24 protein-coding genes are annotated in these 21,983 nt (G+C 37.8%); 1 reads left to right on the top strand and 23 read right to left on the bottom strand.

Features of this window, described 5'->3' with window-relative positions:
* Positions 1-17: 17 nt before the first annotated feature.
* The 19 genes from lepB to AC1M36_RS18230 form a co-directional block, all read right to left on the bottom strand.
* Complete coding sequence (gene lepB, locus AC1M36_RS18140; RefSeq protein WP_336452012.1) at positions 18-569, bottom strand: signal peptidase I; 552 nt, start codon at positions 567-569, stop codon at positions 18-20.
* A 101-nt stretch (positions 570-670) separates the two neighbouring features.
* Positions 671-1,015 carry a 50S ribosomal protein L19 gene (rplS, locus tag AC1M36_RS18145; RefSeq protein WP_017151244.1) on the bottom strand — a complete coding sequence of 115 codons (345 nt, stop codon included), beginning with the start codon at positions 1,013-1,015 and terminating at the stop codon, positions 671-673.
* Between the two features lie 147 nt (positions 1,016-1,162).
* Positions 1,163-1,897: a tRNA (guanosine(37)-N1)-methyltransferase TrmD gene (gene trmD / locus AC1M36_RS18150; RefSeq protein ID WP_336452013.1), complete on the bottom strand. Its 735-nt coding sequence runs from the start codon at positions 1,895-1,897 to the stop codon at positions 1,163-1,165.
* Positions 1,897-2,412 carry a ribosome maturation factor RimM gene (gene rimM, locus AC1M36_RS18155; RefSeq protein WP_336452014.1) on the bottom strand — a complete coding sequence of 172 codons (516 nt, stop codon included), beginning with the start codon at positions 2,410-2,412 and terminating at the stop codon, positions 1,897-1,899. The genes trmD and rimM overlap by 1 nt, the downstream gene beginning before the upstream one ends.
* Before the next feature lie 120 nt (positions 2,413-2,532).
* Positions 2,533-2,760 (bottom strand): KH domain-containing protein, encoded by a 228-nt coding sequence (locus AC1M36_RS18160; protein ID WP_174101817.1) that lies wholly within the window; start codon positions 2,758-2,760, stop codon positions 2,533-2,535.
* Between the two features lie 14 nt (positions 2,761-2,774).
* Positions 2,775-3,047: a 30S ribosomal protein S16 gene (gene rpsP, locus AC1M36_RS18165; RefSeq protein ID WP_000268748.1), complete on the bottom strand. Its 273-nt coding sequence runs from the start codon at positions 3,045-3,047 to the stop codon at positions 2,775-2,777.
* A 101-nt stretch (positions 3,048-3,148) separates the two neighbouring features.
* A complete protein-coding gene (gene ffh, locus AC1M36_RS18170; RefSeq protein ID WP_336452015.1) occupies positions 3,149-4,498 on the bottom strand; it encodes a signal recognition particle protein in 1,350 nt (449 codons plus the stop codon).
* A gap of 12 nt (positions 4,499-4,510) precedes the next feature.
* Positions 4,511-4,843, bottom strand: coding sequence for a putative DNA-binding protein (locus AC1M36_RS18175; protein WP_000891062.1), 333 nt, complete (start codon positions 4,841-4,843; stop codon positions 4,511-4,513).
* Positions 4,844-4,976: 133 nt separating this feature from the next.
* On the bottom strand, positions 4,977-5,966 hold the full coding sequence (gene ftsY, locus AC1M36_RS18180) for a signal recognition particle-docking protein FtsY (RefSeq protein ID WP_174101814.1): 990 nt from the start codon (positions 5,964-5,966) through the stop codon (positions 4,977-4,979).
* Positions 5,967-5,980: 14 nt separating this feature from the next.
* Positions 5,981-9,553, bottom strand: coding sequence for a chromosome segregation protein SMC (gene smc / locus AC1M36_RS18185; RefSeq protein WP_336452016.1), 3,573 nt, complete (start codon positions 9,551-9,553; stop codon positions 5,981-5,983).
* Positions 9,554-9,701: 148 nt separating this feature from the next.
* Entirely contained in the window at positions 9,702-10,439 is a 738-nt protein-coding gene (gene rncS / locus AC1M36_RS18190) for a ribonuclease III (RefSeq protein WP_336452017.1), read from the bottom strand.
* 59 nt (positions 10,440-10,498) lie between these two features.
* Positions 10,499-10,732, bottom strand: a complete 234-nt coding sequence (gene acpP / locus AC1M36_RS18195) for an acyl carrier protein (protein WP_000786063.1) — start codon at positions 10,730-10,732, stop codon at positions 10,499-10,501.
* Between the two features lie 71 nt (positions 10,733-10,803).
* Positions 10,804-11,544, bottom strand: coding sequence for a 3-oxoacyl-[acyl-carrier-protein] reductase (fabG, locus tag AC1M36_RS18200; RefSeq protein WP_336452018.1), 741 nt, complete (start codon positions 11,542-11,544; stop codon positions 10,804-10,806).
* On the bottom strand, positions 11,538-12,488 hold the full coding sequence (fabD, locus tag AC1M36_RS18205) for an ACP S-malonyltransferase (protein ID WP_336452019.1): 951 nt from the start codon (positions 12,486-12,488) through the stop codon (positions 11,538-11,540). Before fabD ends, fabG begins: the two co-directional genes overlap by 7 nt.
* A gap of 14 nt (positions 12,489-12,502) precedes the next feature.
* Complete coding sequence (gene plsX / locus AC1M36_RS18210; RefSeq protein WP_336452020.1) at positions 12,503-13,495, bottom strand: phosphate acyltransferase PlsX; 993 nt, start codon at positions 13,493-13,495, stop codon at positions 12,503-12,505.
* A complete protein-coding gene (gene fapR, locus AC1M36_RS18215) occupies positions 13,492-14,085 on the bottom strand; it encodes a transcription factor FapR (RefSeq protein ID WP_336452021.1) in 594 nt (197 codons plus the stop codon). The genes plsX and fapR overlap by 4 nt, the downstream gene beginning before the upstream one ends.
* Before the next feature lie 90 nt (positions 14,086-14,175).
* Positions 14,176-16,224, bottom strand: a complete 2,049-nt coding sequence (gene recG / locus AC1M36_RS18220) for an ATP-dependent DNA helicase RecG (protein ID WP_336452022.1) — start codon at positions 16,222-16,224, stop codon at positions 14,176-14,178.
* 365 nt (positions 16,225-16,589) lie between these two features.
* Positions 16,590-18,266, bottom strand: coding sequence for a DAK2 domain-containing protein (locus tag AC1M36_RS18225; protein ID WP_336452023.1), 1,677 nt, complete (start codon positions 18,264-18,266; stop codon positions 16,590-16,592).
* Between the two features lie 22 nt (positions 18,267-18,288).
* Positions 18,289-18,651, bottom strand: coding sequence for an Asp23/Gls24 family envelope stress response protein (locus AC1M36_RS18230; protein WP_336452024.1), 363 nt, complete (start codon positions 18,649-18,651; stop codon positions 18,289-18,291).
* Between the two features lie 377 nt (positions 18,652-19,028).
* Between AC1M36_RS18230 and rpmB the strand changes: the two genes are divergently transcribed.
* Entirely contained in the window at positions 19,029-19,217 is a 189-nt protein-coding gene (gene rpmB / locus AC1M36_RS18235) for a 50S ribosomal protein L28 (protein ID WP_000124776.1), read from the top strand.
* Positions 19,218-19,288: 71 nt separating this feature from the next.
* Here the strand turns inward: rpmB and spoVM are convergent, their stop codons facing one another.
* From spoVM to rsgA, 4 genes are all read right to left on the bottom strand, one after another.
* Complete coding sequence (gene spoVM / locus AC1M36_RS18240) at positions 19,289-19,369, bottom strand: stage V sporulation protein SpoVM (RefSeq protein WP_001213600.1); 81 nt, start codon at positions 19,367-19,369, stop codon at positions 19,289-19,291.
* Positions 19,370-19,435: 66 nt separating this feature from the next.
* Complete coding sequence (locus tag AC1M36_RS18245; protein ID WP_479846087.1) at positions 19,436-20,077, bottom strand: thiamine diphosphokinase; 642 nt, start codon at positions 20,075-20,077, stop codon at positions 19,436-19,438.
* A 105-nt stretch (positions 20,078-20,182) separates the two neighbouring features.
* Positions 20,183-20,827 carry a ribulose-phosphate 3-epimerase gene (rpe, locus tag AC1M36_RS18250; RefSeq protein WP_336452026.1) on the bottom strand — a complete coding sequence of 215 codons (645 nt, stop codon included), beginning with the start codon at positions 20,825-20,827 and terminating at the stop codon, positions 20,183-20,185.
* A 2-nt stretch (positions 20,828-20,829) separates the two neighbouring features.
* Positions 20,830-21,711 (bottom strand): ribosome small subunit-dependent GTPase A, encoded by an 882-nt coding sequence (rsgA, locus tag AC1M36_RS18255; protein ID WP_479846088.1) that lies wholly within the window; start codon positions 21,709-21,711, stop codon positions 20,830-20,832.
* Positions 21,712-21,983: the final 272 nt, after the last annotated feature.

Raw genomic sequence — 21,983 nt, forward strand, 5'->3', positions numbered from 1 at the left:
CACCTTCTTTTTTTCATTTATTTCACAATACGTGCATCTTTTAATGGCCAATATAACATATTCGCTTTTCCAATTACTTGGTCCATCGAAATCGTTCCAATTGTACGACTATCTTTACTAAAACGACGATTGTCACCTAGTACAAACAATTGACCTTTTGGAACTGTTTTCTTACCTGTAATTTCTTCAAGTTTGAAATCATATGTAAGTGGTCCATCAGCAAGTTGTTTTTTCTGCTTGTCTAAATACGGTTCCTCATAAGGTTTTCCGTTAATATACAGTTTATCATTACGATATTCAACTTCATCGCCTGGTAAGCCGATAACACGTTTAATATAATCTTTTTCTTCTGTTGCTCGGAATACGATTATGTCAAAATGTTTCGGTTCTCCAATGTGATAGCCAATCTTATTGACGATCATTCGATCACGATCATGTAACGTCGGTGACATTGATACACCATCTACAAGAATTGGTGCAAAGAAAAACTGTCTAATGACACCAGCTAACACAACAGCAATCAAAATTGCTTTTATCCATTCCCAAAGCGAACTCTTCTCTTTCTTCATGTATTTCCCCTCCACAATTATGTAAGCTGCCCGTATTATATCAAAATTTCATATAGATTGGAAAAAGGGAGCTTGTGCATTTACAAGCTCCCATACATGTCTTATCGAATTTCTTTAATACGTGCTGCTTTACCGCGAAGGTTACGTAAGTAGTATAACTTAGCACGACGTACTTTACCACGGCGAAGTACTTCGATTTTCGCGATTCTTGGTGTGTGAATTGGGAATGTACGCTCAACACCTACACCGTAAGAAATCTTACGAACTGTGAACGTTTCACTAATTCCGCCACCACGACGTTTAATTACAACACCTTCAAAAAGCTGAATTCTCTCACGAGTACCCTCAACTACTTTTACGTGTACACGTAAAGTGTCACCAGGACGGAATGAAGGTAGGTCAGTTTTTAATTGGCCTTTTGTAATTTCTGCGATTAATTGTTGCATATTCAATTCTCTCCTTTAAACAGATGCTCTTATAAAGTCATTAATAAATTACAGCGGAACATCGTTAATACGGCTACTGCTTTCAGTAGCACAAATGTTATAATAGCATATTGCTAGGCCTGTTGCAATAGAAAATATATGAAGTTGTTATCGTTCTTCTTTAATCTGCTCAAGCCATTTTTTTTCTTGCTTCGATAACTCACGTTCTTCAAGTAAATCCGGTCTACGCGTATATGTACGGCGTAATGATTCCTTATGGCGCCATTCTTCAATATACTTATGATTTCCTGACATAAGTACATCTGGTACCTTCATACCACGAAAATCAGCAGGACGCGTGTAATGTGGATGCTCCAATAAACCAGTACTAAAAGAATCCTCAATCTGTGAATTCTGATTCCCTAGTACTCCCGGCAAAAGGCGTACAACACTATCTGTAACAACCATGGATGCTAATTCCCCACCAGTTAACACATAGTCACCAATAGAAATTTCATCCGTTACAAGATGTTCACGAATTCGCTCATCATACCCTTCATAATGACCACACACAAAAATAACATGTTCTTCGCTAGCAAACTCTTCTGCCTTTTTCTGTGTAAAGCGTTCTCCTTGCGGGCACATTAACACAACTCTTGGTTTACACTCTGTGTCCTTCGTTAATTCTTCTACAGCATCAAAAATGGGTTGCGGAGTTAAAACCATACCCGCCCCACCGCCGTACGGGTAATCATCTACACTGTTATGCTTGCTTGTTGTATAATCACGAAAATTTACAACCCTAAGCTCCACTGCCTCTTTTTCTTGTGCTTTTTTTAAAATCGAAGATCCAAACACACCAGTGAACATCTCTGGGAATAATGTTAAAATATCAATTTTCATTATAGCAATCCTTCCATTACATGAATGGTTACTAGTTTATTTTCGATGTTAACTTGCAGTACAACATCATCAATGTATGGAATTAAAAGATCTTGCCCTTTCGGACGCTTAATTACCCATACATCGTTTGCACCAGGAGATAGAATCTCTTTAATTGCACCTAGCGGTTCTCCATCCTCTGTTACAACTTTACAACCAATAATTTCATGATAATAATACTCACCTTCAGCAAGCTCGCCCAATTGCTCTTCCGGTACCTTTAATAAAGAACCTTTAAACTTCTCCACTTCATCTACATTGTTATAGCCTTCGAATGTCAATAAATCAAATGTTTTATGTTGACGATGAGAAGTGATTTTTACTGGGAGTGGTTCTGTTCCTCTATCTCCCCATATGTATAACGTATTCCCTACCTTATATCGCTCTTCCGGAAAATCAGTACGAGAAATGACACGGATCTCTCCTCTAACACCATGAGTATTTACAATTTTCCCTACGTTAAACCATTTTGTCATAAACAGCATGTCACCCCTGTTTTCTATATATTTTAAGCATCTCCATTCCATATATGGAACATGCAACTTCTCTTAAAATGTTAAAAAAGGGAGAGGAATAAATCCTCGCCCTTTTCACATTTATTGAATTTCCAGTGTAACTTTTTCATGATTATGATGTCCCACTGAATACAAGAGCATTCGAATCGCCTTTGCAACTCGCCCTTGCTTTCCAATGACTTTCCCAACATCCTCAGGATGTACGGTTAATCGATACTTTATCTCTCCGCTGCAAAGTTCCTGTGTAACCTTTACATCTTCAGGATGATCTACAAGAGGCTTGACGATCGTTTCGATTAACCCTTTCATAGCCATTGCCTCAATTACTTACCTTGTTTAGATAAGTGGAATTTCTCCATGATACCTTGGTTAGAGAAAAGATTACGAACTGTATCAGATGGTTTCGCACCGTTTCCTAACCATTTTAATGCTGCTTCTTCGTCGATTTTCACTTCAGCTGGTTGAGCAACTGGGTTGTAAGTACCGATTTCCTCGATGAAGCGTCCGTCACGAGGAGAACGAGAATCTGCAACAACTACACGATAGAAAGGAGTTTTTTTAGCTCCCATACGTTTTAAACGAATTTTAACTGCCATTTATAAAGCACCTCCGAATTTATTTCACACAGATAATTATATTAGCAAAAAGACTATTGCTTTGTAAAGTATTTTTTCTTAACAGAGCCATCTTTTTTTCCTTACATAAATGGAAACTTCAATCCACCTAGTCCTTTTTTCTTACCTTTTTGCATGCCTGTCATCGTCTTCATCATTTTCTTCATATCTTCAAACTGTTTCAGTAGACGATTGATTTCTTGTACGGTTGTACCGCTACCTTTGGCAATACGTTTTTTACGACTAGCATTGATTATTTCCGGTTGTTCTCGCTCTAAGATTGTCATAGAACGAATAATTGCCTCAATATGCCCAATTTGTTTTTCATCAACTTGTGCATTTTTCAGCCCTTTAATTTTATTTGCACCAGGAAGCATTCCTAGCAATTCATCAAGCGGTCCAAGTTGACGCACTTGTCCAAGTTGCTCAAGGAAATCATCAAGTGTAAACGAAAGCGTACGCATTTTTTGCTCAAGTTCTTTTGCTTTTTCTTCATCAACTGTAGCTTGCGCTTTTTCAATTAATGTTAGAACGTCACCCATCCCTAAAATACGAGATGCCATGCGTTCAGGATGGAACGCTTCAATTGCATCTAACTTCTCACCCATACCAGCAAATTTAATTGGTGTGTTTGTTACTGCTTTAATAGATAATGCTGCACCACCGCGCGTATCACCATCTAATTTCGTTAAAACAACACCTGTTAAACCTAACTGTTCATGGAAGCTTTGTGCAACATTGACCGCATCTTGTCCTGTCATCGCATCGACAACTAGGAAGATTTCATCCGGTTTCGCAACTTCTTTCACTTTCGCTAATTCATCCATTAGGTCTTCATCAATATGCAGACGACCTGCCGTATCGATTAAAACATAATCATGATGATCTTCTTTTGCTTTTGCAATCGCTTGTTTCGCAATTTCAACAGGACTTACTTGATCTCCTAATGAGAAAACAGGCATGTCCAATTGCTTCCCTAATGTTTCAAGCTGTTTAATTGCTGCAGGACGGTAAATATCTGCCGCAACAAGCATCGGTTTACGATTATGCTTTTTACGAAGCAAATTCGCTAGCTTACCTGTTGTCGTTGTTTTACCTGCCCCTTGAAGTCCAACCATCATAATAACAGTTGGTGGCTTATTAGCGACAGCGATTTTACTTTGCTCTCCGCCCATAAGTTCTGTCAGTTCTTCCTGTACAACTTTAATTACTTGTTGTCCAGGTGTCAAACTTTTCATTACATCTTGTCCGACAGCACGCTCAGACACACGCTTTACAAAATCTTTTACTACTTTAAAGTTAACATCCGCTTCTAAAAGAGCAAGACGAACTTCTCTCATCATTTCTTTCACATCGGCTTCAGAAACTTTTCCTTTGCCGCGGATTTTTTGCATCGTCTGTTGAAGTCGGTCGGCTAATCCTTCAAATGCCATATTGCCGCCCTCCTAATCTAATTTTTCGATAGCTTCAACAACTTGTTTCATTTCTTCATTCACATGCTCTTCTTCGCTGATTAGCTGTTTAAGCTTTGCAACAAGTCGCTGTCGCTCTTGAAACTTTTGAAGTAATACTAATTTTTCTTCATATTCTTCAAGCATCGCTTCAGTCCGTTTAATGTTATCATACACGGCTTGGCGACTTACATCAAATTCTTCCGCAATTTCACCAAGAGATAAATCATCTAAATAATAAAGCGACATATAACTTCTTTGTTTTTGCGTTAACAACGATTGATAAAAATCAAATAAATAATTCATTCTCGTTGTTTTTTCGAGCATGTTGGATCATCCTTTGTTAAGTGATTTCCCTTTACATGGATTAGTTTACATGGAGTATAAAAGAGTGTCAAGTTTTTTTCTTAACATCTTATATTTTTTATAAAAAAGAAGCGGGAATACCGCTTCTTTCACTTTATACTTCTTCTTTTTCTACTAAGTTCGCAAATAAACCATACACATATTGTTCTGGATCAAATTGCTGCAAGTCGTCCATTTGCTCTCCAAGTCCAACAAACTTCACTGGTACGTCCATCTCATTACGAATTGCTAATACAATACCACCTTTAGCAGTTCCATCTAATTTCGTTAAAACAATACCTGAAACATTCGTTGCTTCGCGGAATGTTTTTGCTTGACTTAAACCATTTTGTCCTGTCGTTGCATCAATAACAAGCAAAACTTCATGAGGAGCACCGGGAACTTCGCGTTCAATAACACGTTTTACCTTTTCTAGTTCTTTCATTAAGTTTACTTTATTTTGTAAGCGCCCTGCCGTATCACATAGCAAGACATCTACTTTACGTGCTTTTGCTGCTTGAACAGCATCATACATAACAGCTGCTGGATCGGAACCAGACCCTTGCTTAATTACTTCCACACCAACGCGATCTCCCCATACTTCTAGCTGTTCGATCGCTCCTGCACGGAACGTATCCCCTGCTGCTAATAAAACAGACTTACCTTCTGATTTAAACTTATGAGCCATTTTACCAATTGTTGTCGTTTTTCCAACACCATTAACACCAACAAATAAAATAACCGTTAATTGATCTTGCTGCATGTTAATTTCATTACTAAACTCTTCATCACCTTTGTAAATTCCTACTAATTTCTCTGAGATAACAGCTTGTACTTCCTTTGGATCTTGAATGTTACGACGCTGCACTTCTTCTTTCAGCTGATCGATAAGCTCCATTACTGTTGCAACACCAACATCTGCACCAATTAAAATTTCTTCCAATTCTTCAAAGAAATCCTCATCAACTTTACGATAGCGATATACTAAATCATTTACTTTATCCGCAAATGAATTTCTCGTTTTTTCTAACCCTTGTTTAAATTTTTCTGTTACAGTATCTGTTTGTTTTGAAATTTTTTCTTTCAACTTTTTAAAGAAACTCATTCTTCTCATCCTTCCTATTCGCTTGTAACAAGCTCTTCTTCTCCGTCACCTAACCGAACGGACACAAGCTTAGAAACACCTGATTCTTGCATTGTTACCCCGTACAGTACATTGGACTCTTCCATTGTACCTTTTCGGTGTGTAATAACAATAAACTGCGTTTCATCACTAAATTTCTTCAAATACTGCGCGAAACGAGCTACATTCGCTTCATCAAGAGCAGCCTCCACTTCATCTAGTACGCAGAACGGAACAGGCCGTACTTTTAAAATACCAAATAGCAATGCAATTGCAGTTAAAGCACGTTCTCCACCTGACAATAAACCTAAGTTTTGCAATTTCTTACCTGGTGGCTGCGCTACAATATCAATGCCCGTATTTAATAAATCTTGCGGATTCGTCATTACTAAATCTGCTCTTCCGCCTCCAAATAATTCACAGAATACAGATTGGAACTCTGTTCGAATCGCTTGGAATGTGGTAGAAAAGCGTTTTTTCATCTCTTCATCCATTTCTGTAATAACTTGATGTAACGTTGCCTTCGCTTCTTCCAAGTCATCCCTTTGCTCTAGTAAGAATGTATGCCTTTCAGCTACACGTTCATATTCATCGATTGCGCCTAAGTTCACTGTTCCAAGCTCTTCAATGGATAATTTAATTAATTTTACCTTTTTACGCGCATCCTCTGCAGGCATCATCATTGTATATTTCAGTTTTGCTGCTTCAAATGAAATCGTATACGTTTCACGTAAATGTTGCAACCTATTTTCCAATTCAACATCAAGACGATTGATTTTCACCTCTTGATCTTTTAGAATCTCAAGAACATATTTATGTCGCCCTTTTGTTTCTTTTACTTCACGTTCTATATATTCTACCCGTTCCTGCAGAGTTAGACGTTGCTCACGACGAGAACTAATTAATTCTGATGTTTGATTTCGATCGTGCGCTTTCTTTTCAATCATATTGGTAATTTGCTCTTCACCACTCGAATTGGATGTCATTTCTTGCTTTAAGAACGCTAAATCCTCTTTTGTTTTTACAAGCGTTCGCTGCGCTTCTTCTTGTTCTTTCGTTAAGCGATCCACTTTTTCTTTTTGGTTGGACAAACGTTGCTGCTTTTCTGCAGCTTGTACTTTCAGCTCCGTCATCTCCGTTTGAATTTTTTCTTTCGAAGAATGTTGCTCGCTTTTCTGCTTTGTTAAGGCAGCAATTTTTCCATCCAGCTCTGTGATATCTTTTTGAAGACTCGCTAAAATTCCTTCTAACTCTTCTTTACGCCCTTGCATCCTAACTTGATCTTGTAAAAAGCCTTCTATTTCTAAATCATAGATAGACAAACGATCATTAATACGATGCTCTTCTAACTCTAGCTGATTAATTTCTTCTTTTAATTTTTGCTCATCTACGCGCTCTTGTTCTACATCGTAACGTAACTCTTTTATTTTAGCTTCTTTTTCTTGAATTTCTTGTTTTAGCGCTTTAACGAAGTTTTCTAACTTAGAAGTTTTGTCTTCCATTTCAGCAAGCTTCTTACTCCACTCTTCTAATTCTCGCTGACGTCCTAATAAAGAAGATTTCGCTTGTTTTACAGCCCCACCAGTCATAGAACCACCAGGATTCACAACATCGCCTTCCACCGTTACAATACGGTAACGATATTGCAACTGCTTCGCTAACTCATTTGCACCTCTTAAATCTTTTGCAACAACAACCGTTCCTAATAAATTCGAAACTATGTTTTCATATTTATTATTATAATGTACCAATTCTGCTGCGACGCCTACAAACGATGGATGTTGCTTTACCATTCTTAGTTGTTCAAAGGTTAATGACCTTCCCTTAATAACAGCCTGCGGTAAAAACGTTGCACGTCCATGGCGATTTTGCTTCAAAAAGGCAATTGCCATGCGAGCATGCTCTTCTGTTTGTACAACAACGTGTTGCATCGCTGCACCAAGTGCAATCTCCATTGCAATTTCATATTCTTTCGGTACAGTAAGCAGCTCAGCTACCGCACCTTCAATGCCATGTAACTTACCTTCACGGGCCTTCAATACTTCACGTACACCTTGATAAAATCCAGAATAATCCTCTTGCATCTCTTCTAACATTTCTTTTCTAGAACGCGCTTGTTGAACAAATTGATACGCTTGATACAATTTTGTTTCATTTTCACTATATTGCGCCTTACATTTTCCAAGCGCCGCTTCTGTTTTTTGTATATTTGTGATAACGCTTGTAACTTTCTCTTTTACTTGCTCGTAACCCTCTACAAGTTTTGCCTTTTTAGCTGTAATTTGCATACGCATTTGTACATATTTTTCATTTTCTTCATCAAGGCGTTGATTTTTAGAGTTTTGTTGTTTAAATTGTTCCTCAAGCATAGATAGTTCGTTACGATGACTTGCTTGTTGATTTAAAAGTTCAATGTAATCCCCTTTTAAATGCTCAATTTTCTCTTCCAGGTTTTCTGCATATGTAGAAAGAAGTTTCTCATTTTCGTGCAGCTTCTGCTCTAACTCTTTTACATGGTTTGCGAAATTCATGAGTTCTTCCGTACTTGTTTCGATTTCTCCATCATAAACCTTAGTTTTTTCTGTTAACTCAATAATTAACTGTTCAAGCTGGGCACAATGCGTTGTTGCATTTTGTTTTCTTTCCTTTAACAATTCACGCTGTCCCTCTAACTTTTCTAACTCTTTACTAGAAAGAAGGAGGACTTCTTGCAAGGAATCTACAGATTCATCAATTGCTTGCAATTGTCCACGTAATTCCTCGAGCTCTGCTTCACTTTTTTGTAAATGCGTTGACATTTTTACTTCTTCATCTTTATTGTGTCCAAACTGTTTTCTAAGTGCTTCCCATTTTTCATGTAATTCTTCAATTTCATATACAATGAGAGCGGCTTCTACTTTTTCCAGTTCTTCTTTTTTCTCAAGATAGTCTTTCGCAATAGAGGCCTGTTTTTCGAGCGGCTCTACTTGACTACTTAGTTCATGAATAATATCTTGCACACGATTTAAGTTTTCTTGAGTTTCTGCTAATTTACCTTCAGCTTTCTTTTTGCGAAGTTTATATTTTAATACACCCGCCGCTTCTTCAAATACACCACGACGTTCTTCAGATTTACTACTTAAAATTTCTTCTACTTTCCCTTGACTAATAATCGAGAAGGCTTCTCGTCCCATACCAGAGTCCATAAATAAATCAACAATATCTTTTAATCGACAGGACTGTTTATTAATAAAAAAGTCACTATCTCCTGAACGAGAAACACGGCGTGTTACACATACTTCATTATATTCAATCGGCAAACGCTGATCTTCATTATTTAAAGTTAATGTTACCTCTGCAACATTAACTGCTTTTCGCGTATCGCTTCCTGCAAAAATAATATCCTCCATCTTTGCACCGCGTAATGATTTTGCCGATTGTTCACCAAGTACCCAGCGGATTGCATCGGTAATATTACTCTTTCCACTTCCGTTCGGACCAACTACAGATGTTACACCCGGAACAAAATCAACAGATACACGCTCTGCGAAGGATTTAAATCCTGCTATTTCTAATCTCTTTAAAAACACGAAAGGCCTTCCCCCTATTCTCCGTTGTTATAGTCTATATCTGTAAAAACAAGCTACTGCACGGATTCATATTTATCTTTTTATATCCAAATAAAAATAAAGTTTCATTCTATGCACAAGGAATCCCCCTCATGTAAAGGGGGATTCCTTATGATTGTTCTTTTAACTTTTTCAACGCCTCTGCAGCAGCTTGTTGTTCTGCCTCTTTTTTTGACTTACCGCTACCAAGACCAAGAGCCACGCTATTTAGTGTAACACGTGACACAAATTCTCGATTATGAGCAGGTCCTTTTTCTTGCAAAATTTGATACTCAATATTACCGCTACCATCACGCTGAATTAATTCTTGTAATTGACTCTTGTAATCCATCACATGAGAAAAAGCACCTTCATTAATTTTTGGATATACGATTTCTTTTAAGAATCCCCACACTGTATCCAATCCTTGATCAAGATAAAGGGCACCAATAAACGCTTCAAAGACATCCGCTAATAAAGCCGGTCGTTCACGCCCACCTGTCATTTCTTCACCTTTTCCTAATAGAACTAGATTCCCAAATGACAATTCATTCGCAAAGCGGACAAGAGATGGCTCACACACAACAGCCGCACGCAACTTTGTTAGTTCTCCTTCGCTCATTGTCGGATATTTTTGAAACAAATACTGCGATACAGTTAGTTCTAATACAGCGTCTCCAAGAAATTCAAGACGTTCATTGTCTTCATGTGGCTTTTTTCGATGCTCATTCACATACGATGAATGCGTAAATGCTTGAATCAATAATTTTTCGTCTGTAAACGTAATACCTATTTTTTGTTGAAACGTTTTAAAAGCTTCACGATATTTTGTTTCATATTTTTTTTCTCTATATTTTCGGTACGGCATAGGTCCCTCCAGATATAAGCTGAGAAAGCCCCGCTATAAAACGGGACTTCACTCAAACATTATAGATGACTCTCTATGTAAGTCACAGCATCGCCAACAGTAGCAATTTTTTCTGCTTCTTCATCAGAAATTTCCATTTCAAACTCATCTTCTAATTGCATTACAAGTTCAACTACATCTAGGGAGTCTGCTCCTAAATCTTCTTTAAAGCTTGCAGCTGGTACTACTTCTGTTTCTTCTACTCCTAAACGATCCACGATGATTTTCGTTACACGCTCTAAAACATCTGCCATAATTCATTCACCTCCCCTCAAATATTATATTAAATATTTCACAAAAAAACTAGGTGAAATCGTTTCTTTTATTACATTACCATACCGCCATCAACATGCAGAGTTTGTCCTGTAATATATTTGCTGTGATCAGCAGCAAAAAATGTTACAGCATTCGCAATATCTTGCGCTTCTCCAAACTTAGCAGCAGGGATCAATTTCAACATTTCTTCTTTTAAGTTTTCTGCCAGTACGTCCGTCATATCGGTAGCAATAAATCCAGGAGCGATGGCATTTACAGTTATATTTCTACTAGCTAATTCTTTAGCAGACGTTTTTGTCAATCCAATTACACCTGCTTTTGCAGCAACGTAATTCGCTTGACCAGGATTTCCTGTAACACCAACAACAGAAGCAATATTAATAATACGTCCATGACGTTGACGCATCATGTAGCGAGATACGGCTTTCGTACATAAGAATACACCTTTTAGATTTGTATTAATAACTGTATCCCATTCTTCTTCTTTCATACGCATTAATAAATTATCTCTCGTTACTCCTGCATTATTCACAAGAATATCCACTTGTCCAAATGTGTCTACAGTTTGTTTTACCATATTTGCAACATCTTCACTATTAGCAACATCAGCTCTTACTGCGATTGCTTCTGAGCCAAGTTTTTTTATTTCATCGACTACTTCATTTGCTTTTCGCTCATTACCAGCGTAGTTCACTACAACCGTCGCACCTTGCTTCGCTAAATCAATTGCAATTGCACGACCAATCCCGCGTGATGCGCCTGTTACTAATGCTACTTTCCCTTTTAACATCCGCTTTCTCCTCTCAAATTTGAAATGGTATCTTTCAATGTCTCTTCATCATATATCGCATATACTTTCACAGATGGAGCGATTGATTTCATAAGACCAGCTAGCACTTTTCCGGGTCCAATTTCAATAAATGTGTCTACCCCTTGTTCTACCATACGTTCAATGGATGGGTACCATAAAACAGGTGAATAGAGTTGTTCAATTAGCTTTTCTTTAATCTCTGCGCTATGCGTAATACAATCTGCCGTAACGTTTGCAACAACTGGAACATTTGCATTTTGGATTGTAATTTCATTTAAAACACCTTGAAATTTTTTAGCTGCTGGTTTCATTAAGGAAGAATGGAACGGACCACTCACACGGAGCGGAATTGCTCGTTTTGCACCTTTTTCTTTCACTCTTTGAGAAGCGAGTTCTACTCCTTGTTTCGTTCCAGAAATGACAATTTGCTTTGTACTGTTCATATTAGCAATTTGCACAGCATAACCTTCATTTGTTACTTCTTCTGTAACTTGTTTCAGAACATCTGGATCCGCTCCTAAAATAGCGGCCATTGCCCCTTCTCCACTCGGAACAGCTTCTTCCATATACTCACCACGTTTTCTCACAGCATACACAGCATCGTCGAATGTCAATGCTCCAGCTGCTACAAGCGCACTATACTCCCCCAGACTATGTCCTGCCACATAGTCTGGTGTAATATCATATTCTTTCAAAGCTGTTAAAATCGCAAAGCTTGTCGTCAACAATGCAGGCTGTGCATTTGTCGTTAGTGTCAGTTTTTCCTGTGGCCCTTCAAAAATCAGCTCTGAAAGAGACTCCTGTAAAACTTCATCTGCTTTTTGAAATACTTTTGCAACCTCTTTATGATTCTCTGCTAACTGTCTACCCATTCCAACTGCCTGTGAACCTTGGCCCGGAAAAAGAAATGCTAGTTTTCCCATTTCAAATCCTCCTCTTATTGAAGCGGCTCTTTCTCCATTACACTTGAAATTGTAGGAATTACTTCTTTCGCTACCATCTCTCTCGTTTGACGAATCGCACTGAATATCGATTGATCATTAGAAGAACCATGAGCCTTAATGACCGGAGCTTTTAATCCAAATAATGCTGCTCCGCCATACTCCGAATAATCCATTTTATCTTTTAATACCATAAGTTTTGGTTTTAATACTGCTGCTGCTAATTTGCTTGTAAATGAACTCATTAATTGTTCTTTTAGCATAGAGAATAACGCAAGTGCTGTTCCTTCTAATGATTTTAATGCTACATTTCCAGTAAAACCATCACATACAACTACATCTGCTACACCTTGTAGTAAATCTCTTGATTCAACATTTCCAACAAAGTTAATCGGTGCATCTTTTAACATAGCAAATACTTGTTTTGAAAGATCGTTTCCTTTACCATCTTCTGTACCAACATTTAAAAGGCCAACACGTGGATTTTGAATCCCTCTTACTTTTTCAGCGTAAACAGAACCCATAACCGCGTATTGATATAAATGAATTGGTTTTGCGTCGACATTCGCTCCAACATCTAGCATAACAAAGCCTTCTCCATCAACAGTTGGCATTGTGGGTGATAAAGCAGGTCGTTCAATCCCTTCCATCCGTCCTACCACAAACAATCCAGCAGCCATTAAAGCTCCTGTGCTGCCTGCTGATATACAAGCATCTGCTACACCTTCCTTTACTTGCTGTGCTGCAAGTACCATTGAAGCTTGTTTTTTACGGCGAACAGCTCTTACTGGCTCGTCCGTCGCTTCAATCATTTCGTCTGTATGAAGTATAGTAATACGCTCTTCATTTGTTAAATGCTGACGAATTTCCTCTTCTTTCCCTACTAGGGTAATATGTAAATCCGAATATTCCTTAATAGCTTTCATTGCTCCTAATACAACTGCTTTTGGAGCATGATCGCCGCCCATTGCATCTATTGCGATTTTCATAAATTGTTACCTTCCTCACTATAATTACTAGATCGATACATTTCAAAAGTGCCTGAAAAAACAAGTTCTTCGCCAACAAAGCTACGCACTTTGACAACCGTCCGACCTTTATCATTCTCCACATCTTCAACGCGAGCTTTAGCAATAACGCGTTCTCCTAATTTTACAGGACGAATATATCGAATGGTAGACTTTGCAGTTAAAGCTAGCTCTTCATCAATAACCGCAACAGCTAGTGAGTTTGCTTGGGCAAATAAATGATGCCCACGTGCAATTTGATTTCTTTTAAATACATGCTCTATTTTTACTTCAAAAATAGAAATAGCGTGTCTATCTAATTCTATATCAATAATTTCACCAACAACCTCTTCTAACGGTAAAGACTTTACATCTTCTTCATGCTGCTTCGTCGCTACATGCTTAATCCGCTCTCGTAGTTCAGGAATAGATAATTCCATACGATCCAGGCGAACTGTTTGTATGCTCACTTGAAACTGCTCTGCCAACTCTTCATCCGTTATGAACGGGTTCGCTTCTATTGTTTGCTGTAATACTAATTGTCTTTCTTTTTTGTTTCTTCTTTTTTTCATACCGCACCATCCATTTTTATGACTAGGTACTAACAGTAGTATATAATCATTAAAAGTAGAATGCAACAAAAAATTTCGCACATTCGACTTTTAATCAAGCTTTTCTCCTTGAAACACACCTGTTCCTTCAAGATACACGCGAAGCGGCGCATACTGCTCGTTATGCCAAAACGCTTCTGAATCAACCAGTATGGCTGCATCTTGTCTCGCTGTTTCCAACGCTCGATAATCATGTACCATATCAGCTACCTTAAACTCTGGCAGACCACTTTGTTTACTTCCAAAGAAATCTCCAGGACCTCGTAACTCTAAATCTTTTTCCGACAATACAAATCCATCATTTGTTTCCGTCATAATGCGCATTCGCTCTTTTCCAGTTTCCGATTTCGGATCTGCAATTAATAAACAATACGACTGCTCACTTCCACGACCAACACGTCCTCGAAGCTGATGCAATTGTGATAAACCAAAGCGCTCCGCATCATAAATTACCATTACGGTTGCATTTGGTACGTTAACACCAACCTCAACTACCGTTGTCGAAACAAGAATTTGCACTTTATTTTCACTAAATTGCTCCATTACATCTTCTTTTTCTTGAGAAGATAGACGTCCGTGCATTAATCCAACCTGAAATTTCCCTTGATAGTGATGCAACAGCATACTATGCAAATCAATTGCATTTTGCACATCAAGCTTCTCAGATTCTTCAATAAGCGGACAAATGACATAAGCTTGCCTCCCCTTCTTCACTTCCTTTTCTACGAAGCCAAGGACACGCTCTAACATATCATGTTTTGCCCAATACGTTTCAATCACTTTACGTCCAGCTGGCATTTCATCAATAATAGAAACATCCATCTCTCCAAAAGCAGTAATCGCCAATGTACGAGGAATTGGTGTCGCCGTCATAAACAGCACATCTGGACTTTCACCTTTCTCCCGTAAAACGCGGCGCTGCGCCACACCAAAACGGTGTTGTTCGTCAGTAATAACAAGTCCAAGCCTATGGAAAATGACCTCATCCTGAATTAAAGCATGTGTCCCAACAAGAATATCTATTTCTCCTTGTTCAAGTTTTGCTAAAATCTCACGACGACGTGCCCCTTTAACTGAACTTGTTAATAATTCTACAGTCATATTAAAATGAGAAAATGTCTCTGCTAGCGATTGATAATGTTGTTCAGCTAAAATTTCTGTAGGAACCATTAACGCACCTTGATAATGTGCAAGTTTTGCTGCATAAAGAGCAATTGCAGCTACGACCGTTTTTCCCGATCCAACATCCCCTTGTAATAACCGATTCATCCGGTACGGGGACTGCATATCTTTCATAATCTCAGAAACAACGCGGCGCTGCGCACCAGTAAGTGGAAATGGAAGTGCATCAATGAACTCTTCTAATTCTTTCATTGAAATCTCCTTTTTCGTTCCCTTCGAACTCTCTCTTTCCATTTTACGAAGAGCTTGCATTTTGAGCTGAAATAAAAAAAATTCTTCATATACAAATCGACGACGCGCCTGCTTTAAATCTTCTTGACCAACCGGGAAATGCAGTGCCCGAAGAGCTTCATATCGTGGCAACAACTTGTAACGACTCAGTAAACCATCTGGCAATACTTCAGTTATGGAGTTACCGTATTCTTTTAAAGCTTGCGCAATAAAACGACGCATTTGTTTTACTGTTAATTTCCCTTTTACTGAATACACAGGTTCCACTTCTTGTTGACGTACGACTGGACCAAAGTGAAGCTCAGACACGGAAATCGTTTGACGATGCTGATCCCATTTACCAGTAATCGCCACCGTTTCATCAAGCTTCAATTTTTGCTTATAATACGGTCTATTAAAACATACAGCCGTAATTAAATACCGACCAACAAGTATACGAACAGTAAGACGCGATTTTTTCTTCCCGTAGTATTGTAATAGAGGAGCACTATGTACCTTCCCTTCCACTGTTACACGCTCTTCATGCTTCACTTCTGCCAAATCTTTCATCGCGTAATCTTCATAACGGTACGGAAAATGCTCTAATAGATGGGAAACTGTATAAATTCCCATCTCATGTAATAATTCAGATGTTTCTTCCCCGACTCCCTTTACATCCGTAACAGGAATTTGTACAACTTCATTCAAGATTTTCACGCTCCGTCACATCATTTTTCTTTATTTCATCCTCGTTTAATCTTGCGGAATTATTTTCACATGTAATACATAGCAACTATCTCAAGTTCTATCTTAATTGCAATCGTTCTCTTCCACCTGTTCTATTCTATCATAGGCATTCGAAAGGAAACTACTCTTACATCTTTACTCACTATAATATTCACTGCTTCTCTACTGACATCCCTTTGTATACGAAAGAAAAGAGCCTTACTATAATAGTAAGGCTCTTTTTATCATCAATATGCTAGCCTTTTGAATAAGAACCATAGACAATATATGTCATTTGTTCTTGCTCATTAGCAAGTAAACAATTTATCCCTTAGAAGAACTTTATCTTATTCTACAGAGAAAATGAAAGAATATACAGGTTGATTTCCTTGATGAACTTCTACCTCTACATCTTCAAACTTCTCTTCTACAAATGCAACTAACTCTGCAACCTCTTCATCTGCTGCATCTTCACCTTGCAAGATCGTTACGATTTCAGAATCTTCATCAATCATACTTTCTAGCAATTGCTTCGCTGCACCTACTTTTTTAGCATTTGTAGATACAATCTTTCCATCTGCAATGCACATGAAATCATCTTTTTGAATTGATACGCCGTCAATTTCCGTATCACGAACTGCATACGTAATTTGACCTGTTTTCACATGCGTAAGCGCTTCTTTCATATTCTCTTCATTTTCTTCTAGCGTTCCAGCTGGGTTAAATGCTAACATAGCTGCCATCCCTTGCGGAACAGTTTTCGAACGCACTACAATAACTTCTTGATCAACAACAGAAGCAGCTTGTTCTGCAGCCATCACAATATTACCATTGTTCGGCAAAATGATAATTTTTTCAGCATTCGCTTCTTCAATTGCCTTCACGATGTCCTCCGTACTTGGATTCATCGTTTGACCACCTTCGATAACTTGCGTTGCACCAATGCTCTCGAATAAGTTCTTAATTCCAGATCCCATCGCTACAGTTACAATACCATATGGTTGTTTCTCTTTCACTGGAGTTACTTTTTCAGGCATTGTCGCTGGCTCATCTAATAAAGCAGTATGCTGTTCACGCATATTTTCTACTTTAATCTTGATTAAACTACCATAACGTTGACCATAGTTCATCGCATCTCCTGGATGCTCCGCATGAATATGAACTTTTACGATTTCATCGTCTGATACAACAAGTAGAGAATCTCCATATACGCTAATATCTTCACGGAATTTTTGTTCCGAGAAATTATGTTCCTTTACTTTTTCAGGCTCTAATTTCACCATAAATTCTGTACAATATCCGTATTTAATGTCTTCTGTACTCAATTGGCTTTGTACACTACGGTGATGCTCCGCACGTACCATTTCATTCATAGATGGTTGCGCTGGTACATCAGAAGAAATTGTTTCTCCTTTTAAATCAGCTAAAAAGCCTTCATATACAACTACAAGACCTTTACCACCGCTATCTACAACGCCAACTTGTTTTAATACAGGTAATAAATCTGGCGTACGATTTAACGATGCATTTGCTTCTTTTACAACGTCTTCCATAAACAAAACAAAGTCGCGCTGTTTTTTCGCAACTGTGACTGCATATTTACCCGTTTCTCTTGCAACTGTTAAAATCGTTCCTTCAATCGGCTTCATAACCGCTTTATACGCCGTTTCTACACCAGCTTCTAAAGCTGCTGCAAAATCAACTGTTGTTAATTCTTCTTTTTGCTCAATAGATTTAGAGAAGCCACGGAACAACTGGGATAAAATAACACCTGAGTTACCACGGGCTCCCATTAATAATCCTTTTGCTAAACTTACGCCGACTTTACCAGCATGCTGCGAAGGATTTGCTTTCACTTCACGCGCGCCTGAAGTCATTGATAAATTCATATTTGTACCGGTATCGCCATCTGGAACTGGAAAAACGTTTAATGCATCAACAAGCTGAACATTGTTTGTTAAATTATTCGCTCCTTGAATAATCATTTGTGATAAACGTTTCCCATCAATTTTTTGAATTGACACAGATTTTCCTCCTTAATGCACATTACAAGTTTATTACTTTAACTCCTTGTACGTAGATGTTTACAGAATCTACTGCTAGTCCTACCGTTTGGTCTAATGTATATTTTACTTTCGTTTGGACGTTATGTGCTACCTCTGAAATTTTTGTACCATAGCTCACAATGATATACATATCAATATGTACTTCATCTTCTTCTTTACGAACAATAACGCCTCTAGTGAAGTTTTCTTTTCGTAAAATTTCTGTTAATCCATCTTTTAATTGATTTTTTGAAGCCATACCAACGATACCGTAGCAATCTACAGCGGCACCTCCAGCAATCGTTGCAATTACATCTGTACTAATATCAATTTGACCGTACTTCGTTTTAATTTCAATTGACATCTCTTTTCCCCCTTCATAAATGGTGAAAGTGAGCTAGACTACTTTAATTACTATCATATAATCTTTTTAAAGAAAATTCCATCGTTCTTTCTTTTCGCTCTCATATTTTATAGTTATTATTACACTTTTCTACGATGAGCAAAATAGTCCATTGTTATTATACAACATGTACTACTATAATATGTCAAGTGATTTTTCTTGATTTCTACTTTTCTTTACTGAAGTTTAGTGTCAAGTAATTTTTCTTGATTTCTTTTTTATACACTGTTGCATTCTCTTTTTAGTTGTGTTAAATTATAGTAGTGTTTTTAGCATCGCATAAAAGACTAACATTGAAAAATTACGTATGGTAAGGTAGTTAAGGGAGGGAAATATAGATGGCTCGTGTTTGTGCTATTACTGGAAGAAAAGCTCGTTCTGGTAACTCTCGTTCTCACGCAATGAACGCTACAAAACGTAAATGGGGCGCTAACCTTCAAAAAGTTCGCGTACGCATCGACGGTAAAGTTCAACGTGTTTACGTTTCTGCTAGAGCATTAAAATCTGGCAAAATCGAACGTGTTTAATAATAAAAAAAAGAGCCACTAGGCTCTTTTTTTATTATCCTCATGAAAAAAGCACCATTAATGGTGCTTTTTTAGTCCTTTTTAAAGGTATTTAACACCGCGCGAACAATTCCACCAAGAAATTTAGGTAACTTAATTGTATAAAATCTCATGGTTTCCCTCCTAATCCCCATTACTCCACTTGTTTACTATATGATGCAAGTAGCAAAAGTGTTTCTTCAATCAGTGCTTCTTATCACCATTAATATGCCAGAAGTAAATGAAAAAGTACCTTTTTCCGCAATGAGTTCATTACTAATACAAAGCGTCGATCCCCATTCTATCGTTTTATCAGCAAGAGGATATTTAAAGCCTCGAAGTGTAATACCGTTTACAATTTCCGTAACAGGTACAAAAGATACATATGGAAATTGCTCCTTTTCTTCAATTATATATGTACCTACTTTTTTTACAGAGATTTCGTTTTTATGATCAACAATATACATTTCAGTATCCGCTTCCAGTCCTTTTAAAAGCATTTGTATATTCGCTAATCCGTGATCAAGCCTTCCACCTGTAGCTCCAAAAATACGAATCAATTTTGGTTTTTGCTCCAATGCCCAATGAATCGCAATTTCTAAATCCGTTTGATCTTTTTCACGAGGAACAATATGCAACTCATCTGTTTGCTTTTGCATCCACTCTAATTCTTCTTCTGTAACTGAATCATAGTCACCAAATGTAACAGTCGGCATGACCCCTCTTTGCAACAAACGATATACCCCTCGGTCAACCGCTGCCCATATCACTTCCTCATTTTCATATAAAGAGAAATCAGCACAGTATTCCTCAGGCCCTCCAGCTAAAATATGAATAATCATCTTTTCTTCCCCTTCTATAGAAAAAGGCAATCTGCCAGTCGGTAGATTGCCTTTTCACATTTTTCCCATTCTAACAGGTCATGAAAATTTTCTTACATCTATTCCTTATCCACGAATTACGCGAATTGCCTCACCGCGGTCTTTTTGATTGTATACTGCCGATCCAGCTACAAGAACATTTGCCCCTGCTTCTACACACAACCTCGCAGTCTCAGCATTTACACCACCATCAACTTCGATTTCTACTTGTAAATTACGCTCTTTGACCATTTCTGCAACTTGCTTAATTTTCGGTAATACAGAATGAATAAACTTCTGTCCACCGAAACCTGGATTTACTGTCATAAGCAATACCATATCAATATCTTCTAATACATTTTCGATCATTGAAACTGGTGTATGTGGATTTAATACAACTCCAGCTTTAATACCATGTGATTTAATTAATTGAATCGTACGATGTAAATGTGGGCAAGCTTCCACATGAACAGTAATAATATCCGCTCCAGCTTTTGCAAAAGTAGGGATATAGTTATCAGGGTGTTCAATCATTAAATGTACATCTAATGGTAACGATGTAATTGGACGAATTGCCTCTACAATTAATGGACCGATTGTAATGTTTGGAACAAAGTGTCCATCCATTACATCGACATGGATATAATCCGCTCCGCCTTTTTCTACATCTTTAATTTCTTCCCCTAATTTCGAAAAATCTGCTGATAAAATCGATGGTGCAATTTTAATCATAACTAATACCTCGGCTTTCTCTCTCTAATTTCTTCTACGAATTGTTTGTAATGTTCGTAACGGTAATGAGTTATCTTTCCTTCCTCAACCGCAGCTTTCACCGCACATTTCGGTTCCGAAAGATGTGTACACCCTCTAAATTTACAGTATTGACTCTCTTCTTTCAACTCTGGAAAACAATGTGTAAGATCTTCGACTTCTATATCAATAAAATCCAAGGAACTAAACCCTGGTGTATCTGCCACAAGCCCACTTCCAACCGCAATTAATTCTACGTGCCTTGTCGTATGCTTACCACGCCCTAAATACGAAGAGATATCATTTGTTTTCAGCGCTAAATCTGGGCGTAATACGTTTAACATGGACGATTTTCCTACACCAGATTGTCCTGCAACCACTGATACACAGCCTTCTAAAAATGGTTTTAAAATATCAATACTTTCTGATGTGTTGATAGAAGTAAATAACACATCATATCCCATTTCACGATAATCCTTTGCATAAGATTCAACGGTTTCTCGCATTTTTTCACTAACTAAATCCATTTTACTAATACAAATAATCGGTTTAATGTTATGATATTCAATTAAAACTAGAAACCTATCTAACAATCCAGGGTTAAAATCTGGTTCAACTGCTGAGAAAACAAGGATTGCTTGATCAACATTGGCGATTGGCGGTCTAACAAGTTCATTCTTTCGCTCAAAAACCTCCAAAACATAACCTTCATTCGGATTCTCTGCTTGAAAAATCACTTGATCTCCTACAAGCGGTGTAATTTTATTTTTTCTGAATACACCACGACCACGGCATTGTGTAATACCACCTTCATGCTGCACATAATAAAAACCACTTAAAGCTTTTATAATTTTTCCTTCTGCCATATAACTCTCCTTTATTCTATATAAAGTGAAATGATTACCAGTGCCTAATTAAGTAGGGTTATATACTAGCCCTCTCTCAAAACCTTGAGGCGGAGCACTGAGATAAAATTGACTGTTTACCAGTTTAGATTACCCTTTATATACCTACTTCACCTTTAGGCTGTTCCTCTATTTCAAATCACAATTTCTCGTCCTTTTTCTGCCTATGTTAACAGCATAACAGGCACGAGCAACAAATTCCACTGTCCATACAAAGAAGGTGGAATCCACTA

This window comes from Bacillus sp. Medicinal_06 (assembly GCF_056711665.1).

Bases quoted from the DNA above. Each gene is read 5' to 3' on its own strand.
- rpsP (WP_000268748.1), bottom strand. From the start codon at position 3,047: ATGGCAGTTAAAATTCGTTTAAAACGTATGGGAGCTAAAAAAACTCCT.
- AC1M36_RS18245 (WP_479846087.1), bottom strand. From the start codon at position 20,077: ATGATTATTCATATTTTAGCTGGAGGGCCTGAGGAATACTGTGCTGAT.
- fabD (WP_336452019.1), bottom strand. From the start codon at position 12,488: ATGGGAAAACTAGCATTTCTTTTTCCGGGCCAAGGTTCACAGGCAGTT.
- AC1M36_RS18160 (WP_174101817.1), bottom strand. From the start codon at position 2,760: ATGAAAGGGTTAATCGAAACGATCGTCAAGCCTCTTGTAGATCATCCT.
- rsgA (WP_479846088.1), bottom strand. From the start codon at position 21,711: ATGGCAGAAGGAAAAATTATAAAAGCTTTAAGTGGTTTTTATTATGTG.
- rpe (WP_336452026.1), bottom strand. From the start codon at position 20,827: ATGATTAAAATTGCACCATCGATTTTATCAGCAGATTTTTCGAAATTA.
- ftsY (WP_174101814.1), bottom strand. From the start codon at position 5,966: ATGAGTTTCTTTAAAAAGTTGAAAGAAAAAATTTCAAAACAAACAGAT.
- rncS (WP_336452017.1), bottom strand. From the start codon at position 10,439: ATGCCGTACCGAAAATATAGAGAAAAAAAATATGAAACAAAATATCGT.
- plsX (WP_336452020.1), bottom strand. From the start codon at position 13,495: ATGAAAATCGCAATAGATGCAATGGGCGGCGATCATGCTCCAAAAGCA.
- AC1M36_RS18230 (WP_336452024.1), bottom strand. From the start codon at position 18,651: ATGTCAATTGAAATTAAAACGAAGTACGGTCAAATTGATATTAGTACA.
- ffh (WP_336452015.1), bottom strand. From the start codon at position 4,498: ATGGCATTTGAAGGATTAGCCGACCGACTTCAACAGACGATGCAAAAA.
- spoVM (WP_001213600.1), bottom strand. From the start codon at position 19,369: ATGAGATTTTATACAATTAAGTTACCTAAATTTCTTGGTGGAATTGTT.
- fabG (WP_336452018.1), bottom strand. From the start codon at position 11,544: ATGTTAAAAGGGAAAGTAGCATTAGTAACAGGCGCATCACGCGGGATT.
- trmD (WP_336452013.1), bottom strand. From the start codon at position 1,897: ATGAAAATTGATATTTTAACATTATTCCCAGAGATGTTCACTGGTGTG.
- rimM (WP_336452014.1), bottom strand. From the start codon at position 2,412: ATGACAAAATGGTTTAACGTAGGGAAAATTGTAAATACTCATGGTGTT.
- rplS (WP_017151244.1), bottom strand. From the start codon at position 1,015: ATGCAACAATTAATCGCAGAAATTACAAAAGGCCAATTAAAAACTGAC.
- acpP (WP_000786063.1), bottom strand. From the start codon at position 10,732: ATGGCAGATGTTTTAGAGCGTGTAACGAAAATCATCGTGGATCGTTTA.
- fapR (WP_336452021.1), bottom strand. From the start codon at position 14,085: ATGAAAAAAAGAAGAAACAAAAAAGAAAGACAATTAGTATTACAGCAA.
- AC1M36_RS18175 (WP_000891062.1), bottom strand. From the start codon at position 4,843: ATGCTCGAAAAAACAACGAGAATGAATTATTTATTTGATTTTTATCAA.
- rpmB (WP_000124776.1), top strand. From the start codon at position 19,029: ATGGCTCGTGTTTGTGCTATTACTGGAAGAAAAGCTCGTTCTGGTAAC.
- lepB (WP_336452012.1), bottom strand. From the start codon at position 569: ATGAAGAAAGAGAAGAGTTCGCTTTGGGAATGGATAAAAGCAATTTTG.